The sequence below is a fragment of the Caballeronia sp. M1242 genome, assembly GCF_017220215.1.
In the GTDB taxonomy this organism is placed as follows: Bacteria; Pseudomonadota; Gammaproteobacteria; order Burkholderiales; family Burkholderiaceae; genus Caballeronia.
In genome coordinates this window covers 212874-224699 of the sequence record NZ_CP071129.1, presented here as the reverse complement: position 1 = coordinate 224699, position 11826 = coordinate 212874, and the positions used below count along the sequence as shown (strand labels likewise).

General features: G+C 64.9%; 11 protein-coding genes. 4 read left to right on the top strand and 7 right to left on the bottom strand.

The genetic code is table 11. From position 1 onward, the window contains the following. Positions 1 to 66: 66 nt before the first annotated feature. Positions 67 to 702, bottom strand: coding sequence for a 16S rRNA (guanine(966)-N(2))-methyltransferase RsmD (gene rsmD, locus JYK05_RS01075; RefSeq protein ID WP_206467436.1), 636 nt, complete (start codon positions 700 to 702; stop codon positions 67 to 69). Between the two features lie 207 nt (positions 703 to 909). Here rsmD and ftsY point away from each other — a divergent pair, with 207 nt between their 5' ends. Continuing rightward, positions 910 to 2139 carry a signal recognition particle-docking protein FtsY gene (gene ftsY / locus JYK05_RS01070; protein ID WP_206467435.1) on the top strand — a complete coding sequence of 410 codons (1230 nt, stop codon included), beginning with the start codon at positions 910 to 912 and terminating at the stop codon, positions 2137 to 2139. A gap of 45 nt (positions 2140 to 2184) precedes the next feature. On the opposite strand, the gene JYK05_RS01065 is transcribed toward ftsY, so the two are convergent. Genes JYK05_RS01065 through JYK05_RS01055 form a run of 3 tightly spaced genes read right to left on the bottom strand, consistent with a single transcriptional unit; the run spans position 2185 to position 4172 of the window. Beyond that, a complete protein-coding gene (locus JYK05_RS01065; RefSeq protein ID WP_175939293.1) occupies positions 2185 to 2817 on the bottom strand; it encodes a LysE/ArgO family amino acid transporter in 633 nt (210 codons plus the stop codon). Further along, positions 2814 to 3458, bottom strand: coding sequence for a maleylacetoacetate isomerase (gene maiA, locus JYK05_RS01060; RefSeq protein WP_175939292.1), 645 nt, complete (start codon positions 3456 to 3458; stop codon positions 2814 to 2816). The genes JYK05_RS01065 and maiA overlap by 4 nt, the downstream gene beginning before the upstream one ends. Before the next feature lie 15 nt (positions 3459 to 3473). Beyond that, positions 3474 to 4172, bottom strand: a complete 699-nt coding sequence (locus JYK05_RS01055) for a fumarylacetoacetate hydrolase family protein (protein WP_206467434.1) — start codon at positions 4170 to 4172, stop codon at positions 3474 to 3476. Between the two features lie 298 nt (positions 4173 to 4470). Here JYK05_RS01055 and ybiB point away from each other — a divergent pair, with 298 nt between their 5' ends. Together ybiB and leuA are read left to right on the top strand one after the other, a co-directional pair. Continuing rightward, a complete protein-coding gene (ybiB, locus tag JYK05_RS01050; protein ID WP_175939288.1) occupies positions 4471 to 5442 on the top strand; it encodes a DNA-binding protein YbiB in 972 nt (323 codons plus the stop codon). A gap of 445 nt (positions 5443 to 5887) precedes the next feature. After that, entirely contained in the window at positions 5888 to 7540 is a 1653-nt protein-coding gene (gene leuA, locus JYK05_RS01045) for a 2-isopropylmalate synthase (RefSeq protein WP_206467433.1), read from the top strand. A 19-nt stretch (positions 7541 to 7559) separates the two neighbouring features. Here the strand turns inward: leuA and JYK05_RS01040 are convergent, their stop codons facing one another. Continuing rightward, positions 7560 to 7943 (bottom strand): nuclear transport factor 2 family protein, encoded by a 384-nt coding sequence (locus JYK05_RS01040; protein ID WP_175939282.1) that lies wholly within the window; start codon positions 7941 to 7943, stop codon positions 7560 to 7562. Positions 7944 to 7988: 45 nt separating this feature from the next. Beyond that, on the bottom strand, positions 7989 to 8555 hold the full coding sequence (locus JYK05_RS01035) for an acyloxyacyl hydrolase (RefSeq protein WP_206467432.1): 567 nt from the start codon (positions 8553 to 8555) through the stop codon (positions 7989 to 7991). A 351-nt stretch (positions 8556 to 8906) separates the two neighbouring features. On the opposite strand from JYK05_RS01035, the gene rpoH reads away from it, so the two are divergent. After that, positions 8907 to 9842, top strand: a complete 936-nt coding sequence (rpoH, locus tag JYK05_RS01030; protein ID WP_206468175.1) for an RNA polymerase sigma factor RpoH — start codon at positions 8907 to 8909, stop codon at positions 9840 to 9842. A gap of 137 nt (positions 9843 to 9979) precedes the next feature. Here the strand turns inward: rpoH and nagE are convergent, their stop codons facing one another. Beyond that, positions 9980 to 11761 (bottom strand): N-acetylglucosamine-specific PTS transporter subunit IIBC, encoded by a 1782-nt coding sequence (nagE, locus tag JYK05_RS01025; RefSeq protein WP_206467431.1) that lies wholly within the window; start codon positions 11759 to 11761, stop codon positions 9980 to 9982. Between the last annotated feature and the right edge of the window lie 65 nt (positions 11762 to 11826).

The following is an 11826-nucleotide window of genomic DNA, read 5'->3' as shown; positions in this document are numbered from 1 at the left end:
CTCCGGCGACCGTCATTCCCGCGATGCCCGTTCCAGTACGCCTCGGCGCCCGGATTCGGCAGCGCATTATTCCTCATTTTGGCGGCGCAGCAAATGATACCGAACCGCGCCCGCCTTGCCCTCGCGGGCCACGGTCCAGCCGGACAGCGCGTCGATGGCGGCGGGGTCCAGCGGCTCGCCGCATTCGACGTAGATGGCGCCATCGGGCGCGGCGAGCGGCGCGGCGAGTTCGAGCGCGCGCGTGAGCAACGCCTGATCGCCGAAAGGGGGATCGAGGAAGATCACGTCGAACGAACCGGGCGCGAGGCCGGCGGCGAGCCGCAGCGCATCGGCTTCGGCCACTTCGATGTTGCGGGCGGCGAGCCGGTCCAGATTCGCGCGAAGCTGCGCGGCGGCTCGCGCGTTACGCTCGACCATCAGCACGCGCGACGCGCCGCGCGACGCCGCCTCGAACCCGAGCGCCCCGCTGCCGGCGAAGAGATCGAGACATCGCTGGCCGTCGAGATCCTGACCGAGCCAGTTGAAGAGCGTCTCGCGCACGCGGTCGGGCGTCGGACGCAGACCTTCGAGGTCGAGCACGGGCAGCGGCGTGCGCTTCCAGTTGCCGCCGATGATGCGGATGGTGTGCGGCTTGCCGCCGCGCGAAGGCGCGCGGTGCGAGGCGGCGGAAGCGGTCGAGCGTGATGCGGAGGAACGGGACATAGAGGGAAGCGTTGGAATCGGGCGCGGGCGCCGAATGCACGGCGCGCATAGTGAAAGCCAACGTTACCACAGGCGGCTGGCGCACAAGCGCGATAGACGGCGCCTGATAAAATACGCGGCTTACCTCTTCTTGCGCGGGCCATTGCGCGGCGTTCTTCCACGAGCGCGCCGGGCCGTCGATTGACGCGCGCATCATCGTCCGAGACCATGTTCAGCTTTTTCAAACGATTCAAAAAGCCGGCTGACGCGCCGCTCGACCCATCCGCCGAGAACACGCCCGACGCCGCAGAGGACGAAGAAGCGTCCGCTCCCGTGATCGAGGCGGAACTGGACCGCGAGCCCGCCGTCGACGCCGCCATCCCTTCGGAAGCGCCACCTGCCGTCGAGCCTGAACCGCCCGCGCAGCCCGCTCAAGCTGCCGCAAACGAAGAACCGAAGCCGTACTGGCAAGGCCGCACGCAGTCGCAATGGCTGCGCGCGCCGGAAACCGACGAGGCGAGCGAAGAAGTGCTGCCGCCGCCCGAGCCCGACGCCGCCGCGAAGAAGTCGTGGCTGTCGCGCCTGAGGAACGGCCTGTCGAAGACCAGTTCGAGCCTGACGGGCATCTTCGTCGGCGCGAAGATCGACGAGGACCTGTACGAGGAGCTCGAAACAGCGCTCTTGATGTCCGACGCGGGCGTCGATGCCACCGAATTCCTGCTCGAATCGCTGCGCGAAAAGGTGCGCGCCGAGCGGCTGACGGAGGCCACGCAGGTGAAGGCGGCGTTGCGCGAGCTGCTCGTCGATTTGCTGCGTCCGCTCGAAAAGTCGCTGATGCTCGGCCGCGCGCAGCCGCTCGTGATGATGATCGCGGGCGTGAACGGCGTCGGCAAGACGACGAGCATCGGCAAGCTGGCGAAGCATCTGCAGAGCTTCAACCAGTCGGTGCTGCTCGCCGCCGGCGACACGTTTCGCGCCGCCGCCCGCGAACAGCTCACCGTCTGGGGCGAGCGCAACAACGTGACGGTGATCGCGCAGGAAAGCGGCGACGCGGCCGCCGTCATTTTCGACGCCGTGGGCGCGGCGCGCGCCCGCAAGATCGATGTAATGATGGCCGACACCGCTGGCCGTCTGCCGACGCAGCTGCATCTGATGGAAGAGTTGCGCAAGGTGCGCCGCGTGATCGCGAAGGCGATGCCGGACGCGCCTCACGAAGTGCTGCTCGTCATCGACGCGAACACGGGGCAAAACGCGCTCGCGCAAGTGAAGGCGTTCGACGATGCGCTCGGTCTGACCGGCCTCATCGTGACGAAGCTCGACGGCACAGCGAAAGGCGGCATTCTCGCCGCCATCGCGCGACAGCGGCCGATTCCGGTGTACTTCATCGGCGTCGGCGAGAAGGTGGAGGACTTGCAGCCGTTCAAGGCGGAAGAGTTCGCCGACGCGTTGCTGGGGTGATCTGAAAAAGAAGGGCGTCCGCGAGACGCCCTTTTTTTCGTCGCTTCAGCGCGAAAACACCAGCGCCGCAGCAATCCACCACATGACACAGCCGACGATTACATCGAGCACGCGCCACGACACGTCCTTCTGGAACCACGGCTCCAAAAGACGCGCCCCATAGCCAAGCGCCGTGAACCAGATGATGGACGAACACATCGCGCCGGCCGCGAACCATGCATTGCCCGGCCAAGCATGCCGCGCGCCGATGCCGCCGAGCAGCACCACCGTATCGAGATAAACGTGCGGATTCAGGAGCGAGAGCGCGACCACGGTGGACGCCGCCGCGACCGCCGTCTGCGAATCGCCGTCTGACGCGTTCAGATGCCCCGGACCGCGCCACGCCGCGATGAACGCGCGCAAGCCGTAGAGGAACAGGAAAACCGCGCCCGCCCAGCGAATCACGTCGAGTAGAAACGGCGCCCGCGCGATCAGCGCGCCCATGCCGCCGACGCCGAGCGCGATCAACATGACGTCGATGAACGCGCAGATCGACACGACGATGCCCACGTGCCGCCGCTTGAGCCCCTGCCGCAGCACGAACGCATTCTGCGCGCCGATCGCCACGATCAGGCTCGCTCCCAGTCCCGCACCCGACAAGTAACTCGACAGGGCTCCAGCAGATACCGCCGCCGTCATTCGGCGTCCGGCTGCTGCGCGGGAGCGGCGCGCATGAAGCCGTCAATCTGGTTCGCGAAATCGGCTATGCGCTCGATGGTCGGGTAAGGCGCGAGGTCGATGCCGAAGCGCCGCGCGTTGAACACCTGCGGCACGATGCACAGATCGGCGATGGTCGGCGTGTCGCCGAACGTCAGCTTGCCGACGCGCGAATCGGCCGCGAGGCGCTTTTCGAGCGATTCGAAGCCCGTTTCCACCCAATGCCGGTACCACGCGTCCTTCGCCTCGTCCGGCACCTTGACCTGATGCTTGAGGTACTTCAGCACGCGCAGGTTATCCAGCGGATGAATCTCGCAGGCAACCTGCAACGCCACCGACCGGACGAACGCGCGGTCCGAGGCGCCGCGCGGCAAAAGCGGCGGCTCGGGATGCGTCTCGTCGAGATATTCGATGATGGCGAGCGACTGCGTGAGCACGTCGCCGTCGACGACGAGCGTCGGCACGATGCCGTCCGGATTCAGCGCGCGATACTCGGGCTTCAGTTGCACGCCGCCGTCGCGCAGCAGATGAACGCCCTCGTACTCGTAATCGAGACCCTTCAGATTCAGCGCGATGCGCACGCGATACGCCGCCGAGCTTCGGAAATAGCTGTAGAGCTTCATTGTCCGCACGCCGCCTCAGACCACGCGCACGGAGAAGTCGCCGATGCCGTCCACGCCGCCCTTCAGCAGATCGCCCTTCACGACCGCGCCCACGCCTTCGGGCGTGCCGGTGAAGATGAGATCGCCGGGGAAAAGCTCGAAGAGCGTCGAGAGATAGGCCACCGTCTCGCCGACCGACCAGATCAGCTGAGAGATGTCCGAACGCTGCTTTTCCTCGCCGTTGACCGTGAGCCAGATCGCGCTCTTTTCCAGATGCCCGACCTTCGCCGCCGGATGAATCGGGCCGAGCGGCGCGGAGTGATCGAAGCCTTTCGCCGTATCCCACGGACGGCCGAGCTTCTTTGCTTCGGCTTGCAGGTCGCGACGCGTCATGTCGAGTCCGAGCGCGTAGCCGTACACGTAGTCGAGGCCCTTGTCGGAGGGAATGTCCTTGCCCTGCTTGCCGATAGCCGCGACGAGTTCCATCTCGAAGTGCAGGTTCTTGGTCTGCGACGGGTACGGCAACTCGCCGGTCGAACCCGGCGCGACGTACAGCACGGCGTCGGCGGGCTTGCTGAAGAAGAACGGCGGCTCGCGGTCGGGGTCGTGGCCCATTTCCCGCGCGTGCGCTTCGTAGTTACGTCCGACGCAGTAGATGCGGCGCACGGGAAACTGCTCGTTCGAACCCGCGACCGGAACGGCGGTCGCCGGCGCCGGGGGAAACACGTAAGTCATCCCGCTCTCCTGTTTGATGTTATTCGATAGCCGGCGCATCTCACGCTCGCAGCCGGAGTCGCAAAAAGCGAGTGTAACGTGCCGGCGCGAATCGTGGCGAGCCTTGTCCGGCGCGGGCGCGCGAGCTTTCGGACGGCCTGCGGCCATCCTTCCATCCGCCGCGCAATCTCGCCGGATGCCCGCCCCCGAACTTGCAAGCGGCGCTTAAATGCGATACTGAGTGTCATACCGCATCTTCCACTCGCGACGGCGCCGCTCAGGACCATGTAAATGAGCGCCCGTTCTGCGCACGCTTCCGATGACCGACACTCCACCTCCTTCTTTCCCCTGCGCGCGCTATATCAAGGAAATCGGGCGCGGCCCGAACGGCGCGCGGGCGCTTTCGCGTGACGACACCTATTCGCTCTACGAAGCCATGCTCGATGGCCGCGTCTCCGACGTCGAACTGGGCGCCGTGCTGCTCGCGTATCGCGTGAAGGGCGAGACGGCCGCCGAACTCGCCGCGATGCTGGCGGCGGCGCATCGTTCGTTCGAGCCGCTGCATGTCCAGGAAGGCCGCGAGCACGCGCGCCCCGTGTCGATCCCGAGCTACAACGGCGCGCGCAAGCAGCCGAACCTGACGCCGCTGCTCGCGCTCCTGCTCGCGCGCGAAGGCGTGCCGGTGCTGGTGCATGGCGTGGTGGACGATCCGGGCCGCGTGACGAGCGCCGCGATCTTCGCCGAAGTGGGCATTCCGCACGCCGCGTCGCCCGACGAGATCGAGGACAGCCTCGCCTCGCGCCGCCTAGCGTTCGCGCCCGTGACGGCGCTCGCGCCGAAGCTCGCGCGGCTGCTGGACCTTCGGCGCGTGATGGGCGTGCGCAATTCGACGCACACGCTCGTCAAGATTTTGCAGCCGTTCGCGGAGCCGGGCCTGCGGCTCGTCAACTACACGCACCCGGAATATCGCGACAGCCTGACCGCGCTTTTCACCGAGCATCCGGATGCCGCGCAAGGCGGCGCGCTGCTCGCGCGCGGCACCGAAGGCGAGGCGGTCGCGGACACGCGCCGCCAGGTGCAGATCGACTGGTTCCACGACGGCCACGCCGAGACGCTCGTCGCGCCCGAGCGTTCGCAGGCGGACGCGCCCGCCGTCGAATTGCCCGAATCGCTCGATGCCGCCACGACCGCGCGCTGGATCGAAGACGTGATGCGGGGCGACGTGCCGGTGCCGCCCGCTATCGCGCGTCAGGTGGAACTGATCGCGGATGTGGTGCGCCGGCCGGTATAGGCACCGCAATCGGAAAATCCGCATTTGACACCTTCTTCAACGCTGGTTTAAAGTAGGCCAATGCGTTTCACCCAATTCTTCTCCCTCCGAATTATTTCGGGCCGCCTAGCGCGGCCCCTATCGCTACGTCTAGCGTAAGTCGCCAGACGTAGCGGCGCGCGTCGCCAGGCGCGCGTTCCCGCCAGCCGTTCCCGCAGTTCCTTCCTTACCACCTAGTAGTCGTCAGTTTTTCGTTCGCGCATCCCGCGAATCGAAAACGCGAGGGTCACATGCACGCTGCTTCGCGCACGTTCACGTTGGTCGCAGGCGTCACCGTCGCCGGTGCGCAATGGGATCGCGCGCGCGGTTCTGCATCGCGTGCTTCATGTGCATCGCGCCGCAGCCGGCCAGCCGCCGGCGTCGGCCGCTCTCGCAGGCGCTACGCTCCTGAAAGAGATCGACGATCATGATGCCGAACCCCGCCGAGAAATACCGCCCGTTCCCGCAAGTCCGTCTGCACGGCCGACGCTGGCCGAATCGCACGATCGAGAAAGCGCCCGTCTGGATGAGCACCGATCTGCGCGACGGCAACCAGTCGCTGATCGAGCCAATGAGCATCGCAGCGAAGCTCGAATTCTTCGAGATGTTGGTGGCAACGGGTTTCAAGGAAATCGAGGTGGGATTCCCGTCGGCGTCGCAGACCGATTTCGACTTCGTGCGCAAGCTGATCGACGAGAAGCGCATTCCCGACGACGTCACCATTGAAGTGCTCGTGCAATCGCGCCGCGAACTGATCGAGCGCACGTTCGAAGCGGTCGAAGGTGCGAGCAAGGTCATCGTCCATCTCTACAACGCGATCGCGCCGTCGTTTAGGCGGATCGTGTTCAATCAGTCGAAGGACGAAGTGAAGGCGCTGGCGGTCGAGGGCACGCGCATCATCAAGGAATGCGCGGCGGCGCGGCCGGGCACGCATTGGATCTACCAGTATTCGCCCGAGACGTTCAGCATGACGGAATTGTCGTTCGCGCGCGAAGTGTGCGATGCCGTCGCGCAAGTCTGGCGTCCGACGCCCGATCACAAGATGATCGTCAATCTGCCGGCGACGGTCGAATCCGCCACGCCCAACGTCTTCGCCGATCAGGTCGAATGGATGGACCGCAACATGGGCTTTCGCGACAGCATCGTGCTCTCGGTGCATCCGCACAATGATCGCGGCACGGCGGTCGCGGCGGCGGAACTTGCGCTCCTCGCGGGCGCGGATCGCGTCGAAGGCTGTCTCTTCGGGAACGGCGAGCGCACGGGCAACGTCGATCTGGTGACGCTCGCGCTCAATCTGTACACGCAGGGCATCGATCCCGGCCTCGACTTCTCGGACATCGACGCGGTGCGACGGGTCGTCGAACGCTGCAATCAGCTTCCGGTGCATCCGCGCCATCCTTACGCGGGCGACCTCGTGTTCACCGCGTTTTCCGGGTCGCATCAAGACGCGATCCGCAAAGGCTTCGCGCAGCGCGTGCCCGGCACGCCGTGGGAAGTGCCCTATTTGCCGATCGATCCCGCCGATCTCGGCCGCAGCTACGACGCCGTGATTCGCGTGAACAGCCAGTCGGGCAAAGGCGGCGCGACTTATCTGCTCGAACGCGGACTCGGCTTCACGCCGCCGCGCCGCGTGCAGATCGAGTTCAGTCATGCGGTGCAGGCGGTGGCGGACGAATCGGGCGAGGAGATCAGCGGCGACGCCATCTGCGCCCTCTTCAAGCGCGAGTATTTCGACGCGGGCGGGCCGGTATCGCGCGTGGATGCGGCGGCAGTTTCCGTCTTCGGCCGAAACATCGCAATGCCGCCTGCTTCAGGCGCCGCGAGCGAGGAACACTATGCGCAGGCGGTCGCCGCGACGCTGGACGTCGGCGCGAGCGTGAGCTGGTTCGAATCGACGATGACGGCGAACGGCGAGACAGCGGTGTTCGTGGGCTGCCGCGTCGCCGATGAACCGATGCGCTTCGGCGTCGCGGTGCACGCGAATCCGGCGCTCGCGGTCGTCGATGCGGTCGTGAGCGCGGTGAATCGGTCGAAGGGAATCGCGCGGAAGGTGCGCGAGGACGAGGCCGTGGAAGCCTGACGGCGCGGATGGCGACGCGCTATTCGAGCGCCACGCGCGTCGCCTGAAGCGCGAGCAGTTGCCACTGACCGCCGGTTTGCACGTGGACCGCCGTGTAGGCGATGGGAAAGAGCAGCGCGCCGTTCTTCGATTCCATTTCGATCAACGCGCGGCCGGACACGAGACAGGTCTCGGGTCCGGCAGAGAAAACGTCCTGCGTCTGAATCTCGATCTGGCGATACCGGCGGCGCCCGGCCGTGATCGCGTCGATGAACTGGCGCTTCGTTTCGCGCTTGCCGTTGGTGTGGACATAGCTGACGTTCTCGGCCAGCAGCGCTTCGAGCGCGGCGCCGTCGCCCTCGACCATCGCCCGAAAGCGGTCGCGCTCCAGGCCGCGGATGGCCTCAAAGGTTTTTGCCGGCATCTGTCGGTTCCCCTTGCGCCGGGGAACCGATGCGCCGGCGCCCCGTCAGAAGTTGTATTGCAGATATAGCTGGCTGAAATTTATACCAGGATTCGGCTCTTTGATACTCGCGTTCGAGAGATGCTGGAAGCGAAAACCGGCCTGATAGTTCTGCTTCTCGCCGAAGATCGCGCCCACGCCGACCATATCGGCGAATTGAAAGCCGCTGGAGAGCGTGTAGTCTTCCGTGATCCGCGCGTGCGAGATCAGCCGGACGCCGATGCCTGCTTCCACGAACGGCCGAATGTAGCCGGAGCTTTTCACGAAACGCAGCACCGGTGTCACGCCGAACTCCCAGACATTTGGATTCACCGAGTTGCTTTCCTTCGTGTGCCAGTACGCGACGTGCCCCTCGCCGAGCAGCGTGAAGTGAAACCCGCCGATTTCCCACCACGTCAGGTTCGGGTCCCAGACGATGCCGACGTCGGCTTTCTTGAAGTCATGGTTAGCGACGCCGCCCGCTATCTGAAGCCCGAACCGGTCGGCATGCGCTGCCGCCGAAGCGAGACCGAGCGAAACCGCGATGGCGCCGTGAGACAAAAAACTGCGCCAGAAGGGTTGGTTTTTCTGCATGAGCGCCCCATATGAGGGTGTGGTTGTCCCGCCGAGCGGTTGTCGGCGCATTGTATTTAGGCAGACGTATATTTGCACAAACCAGCGTTTGTTGCCGTTTTGGTTGAATAATTCGTTGCCTTACGGCGTTATTTCGGTAATTTGTTCGATTACCGACTCTTCTTCGGTAATTTCGGCTTGTTCACACGGCCGCGCCGCCTATCAAACCCACAAAATCGATAGTTTTGTGGGAACTCCCACACGTCGTTACCCTCTAACACTTAGCACTCAGTTGGACGGAGTGCTAATATCGTGACTGGCCTGCCGCCGCCGTTGCGGCCGCAGCCAATTGTTGACAAGGAGCTTATGAGCGTGACCAATGCGATGACCCTTCCGAATGTTGTAGGCTCGGCACCTGCCAAGGCATCTTCGGCAGGCGCGCTGACGTACGCACAGTCGTCGATGCTGACCGGTCAGATCGGTAACATCGATTCCTACATACAAGCAGTGAACCGTATTCCGATGCTGTCGCCGGCAGAGGAACGTCAGTACGCCACCGAATTTCGCGAGCACGGCAACCTGAACGCCGCGCGTCAGCTCGTGCTGTCGCACCTGCGTCTCGTCGTGTCGATTGCCCGCAACTATCTGGGCTACGGCCTGCCGCACGCAGACCTGATTCAGGAAGGCAACATCGGTCTGATGAAGGCGGTGAAGCGCTTCGATCCGGAGCAAAACGTGCGCCTCGTGTCGTACGCCATGCACTGGATCAAGGCAGAGATCCACGAGTACATCCTGCGCAACTGGCGCATGGTGAAGGTCGCGACGACCAAGGCGCAGCGCAAGCTGTTCTTCAACCTGCGCAGCCACAAGACCGGCCACGCGGCGTTCACGCCGGGCGAGATTGAAGGTCTGGCAAGCGAGCTGAATGTGAAGCGCGAAGAAGTCGCGGAGATGGAAACGCGCCTTTCGGGCGGCGACATCGCGCTGGAAGGCCAGGTGGAAGACGGCGAAGAAGCGTTCGCGCCGATCGCCTATCTCGCCGACTCGCACAACGAGCCGACGAACGTGATCGCCGCGCGCCAGTTCGACAAGCTGCAAAGCGACGGCCTTTCCACGGCGCTGGAATCGCTCGACGAGCGTAGCCGCCGCATCATCAAGGCGCGCTGGCTCGACGTGCAGGACGACGGATCGGGCGGCAAGACGCTGCACGAACTGGCCGACGAGTTCGGCGTGTCGGCGGAGCGCATTCGCCAGATCGAGGCGAGCGCCATGAAGAAGATGCGCACCGCGCTGCACGACTACGCGTAACGCCGCGGCAGAACGAAGCCAAGCGTGTTCCAACCCCGCTGTCGAAAGACAGCGGGGTTTTTGTTTGCCTGCTCGACGCGCATAGAAACAAAAACGGCGCCCGAAGGCGCCGTTTCTGCGAACTCTTGCTTACCGCATCAGGCTGGCATCGGCGCTGCGCCGCCGCCGTTGCCGGTCAGACGGGTGGCCATCTGCGCCGCGTACCGCTGCGCCGCCTGACCGACGACAATATGGAACGTATCGGCCGACACCCATGCCACATCCAACTGCGACAGACGCTGACGATCCACCGACGACGGATCGCGCACGACCACGCGCAGGCGGGTTTGCGCCACCGCATCGAGCGAAACGACGTTGGTCGCGCCGCCGAACACCGCGAGCCAGCGCAGCGGGTCCGGATCGAGCGGGCCCGCCGTCTGATCGGTCACGCCTGCCGTCGCAACCGAGGGCTGCGCGGGAGCCGACGAAGCCGGCGTCGCGCCGCGCGTCGACGAGTGTTCGAGTTCGCCGCGAATTTCATCGGCGATCAAGTCCGCTTCCGGTCCGATGATGACCTGCACGTTCGTCTTGCCGCGCTTCAACACGCCACGCGCGCCGATGGTCTTCAGTTGCGGTTCCGACACAGCCTCCGTATCCACGACAGAGAGACGCAGGCGCGTCGTGCAGGCATCGACGAGCGTCAGGTTCGACGCGCCGCCCAGCGCCGCGATGTACTTCGTGGCGCGCGTGCTCGCCGCTGCCGGCGCGACGTCGCCCGGAACATAGCCGCCGACAGGCGTGGCATCGGTTTGCGCGTCGGTCGTGGCGGGCTCGCGGCCCGGCGTCGCCATGTTGAACTTGCGGATAAAGAAGCGGAACAGGCCGTAATACACGATGCCGTACACGAGGCCGATCGGAATTGCCAGCCAGCCGCGCTGCGACAGGCCGTAGTTCAGCACGTAGTCGATCGCGCCCGCCGAGAACGTGAAGCCGAGGTGAATGCCGAGCGCCGAGCAAATGGCGAGCGACAGACCCGTCAGCACCGCGTGGATGCCGTAGAGCACCGGCGCGAGGAACATGAAGCTGTATTCGATCGGCTCGGTCACGCCCGTGAGGAACGCGGTCAGCGCCATCGAGAACAGCAGGCCGCCGACGACCGCGCGGCGCTCCTTCGGCGCTTCATGGAACATCGCGAGACACGCGGCCGGCAAGCCGAACATCATGATCGGGAAGAAGCCGGTCATGAAACCGCCCGCCGTTTGGTCGCCCGCGAAAAAGCGATGCAGGTCGCCGTGCACCACCGCGCCGCCGCCCGGCGGGGTGAACGAGCCGAACACGAACCACGCGAGCGAGTTGATGATGTGATGCAGACCCGTCGCGAGCAGAATCCGGTTCAGCACGCCGAACACGAACGTGCCAAGCGCGCCCGCCGTCGTCAGCCAGTTGCCGGCCGCGTCGATGCCGGATTGCACCGGCTGCCACACGTACCCCAGCACGATGCCGATGAAGAGACACGCGACGCCTGTCACGATAGGCACGAACCGCTTGCCGCCGAAGAACGCCAGATACTCGGGCAGCTTGATGTCCTTGAAGCGGTTGTACATGTACCCCGCGACCATACCCGCGATGATCCCCGACAGCACGCCCATGTTGAGCTTGTCGTTGATGTCCTTCATGACGGCGGTTTCGATCAGATAACCGATCGCGCCGGCGAGGCCCGCCGTGCCGTTGTTGTCCTTCGCGAAGCCCACCGCCACGCCGATTGCGAAGAGAAGCGGCAGGTTAGAGAAGATGGCGTCGCCCGCGTCGGCGATCATCTTGATGTTGAAGACATCGGGCTGGCCTAGACGCAACAGCAGGCCGGCCACCGGTAAAACGGCAATCGGCAGCATCAGGGCGCGGCCTAGGCGCTGCATCTTTGCAAACGGGTTAGCGTCCATCGGGGGTTCTCCAAAAGAATATAGGTCTTGTCGTTGCTGCTCGGGTTGTGGCTAGGAAAGAAGCA

Excerpts from the sequence above, each read along its gene's own strand:
- rsmD (WP_206467436.1), bottom strand. The coding sequence starts at position 702 with ATGTCCCGTTCCTCCGCATCACGCTCGACCGCTTCCGCCGCCTCGCAC.
- ftsY (WP_206467435.1), top strand. The coding sequence starts at position 910 with ATGTTCAGCTTTTTCAAACGATTCAAAAAGCCGGCTGACGCGCCGCTC.
- JYK05_RS01065 (WP_175939293.1), bottom strand. The coding sequence starts at position 2,817 with ATGACGGCGGCGGTATCTGCTGGAGCCCTGTCGAGTTACTTGTCGGGT.
- maiA (WP_175939292.1), bottom strand. The coding sequence starts at position 3,458 with ATGAAGCTCTACAGCTATTTCCGAAGCTCGGCGGCGTATCGCGTGCGC.
- JYK05_RS01055 (WP_206467434.1), bottom strand. The coding sequence starts at position 4,172 with ATGACTTACGTGTTTCCCCCGGCGCCGGCGACCGCCGTTCCGGTCGCG.
- ybiB (WP_175939288.1), top strand. The coding sequence starts at position 4,471 with ATGACCGACACTCCACCTCCTTCTTTCCCCTGCGCGCGCTATATCAAG.
- leuA (WP_206467433.1), top strand. The coding sequence starts at position 5,888 with ATGATGCCGAACCCCGCCGAGAAATACCGCCCGTTCCCGCAAGTCCGT.
- JYK05_RS01040 (WP_175939282.1), bottom strand. The coding sequence starts at position 7,943 with ATGCCGGCAAAAACCTTTGAGGCCATCCGCGGCCTGGAGCGCGACCGC.
- JYK05_RS01035 (WP_206467432.1), bottom strand. The coding sequence starts at position 8,555 with ATGCAGAAAAACCAACCCTTCTGGCGCAGTTTTTTGTCTCACGGCGCC.
- nagE (WP_206467431.1), bottom strand. The coding sequence starts at position 11,761 with ATGGACGCTAACCCGTTTGCAAAGATGCAGCGCCTAGGCCGCGCCCTG.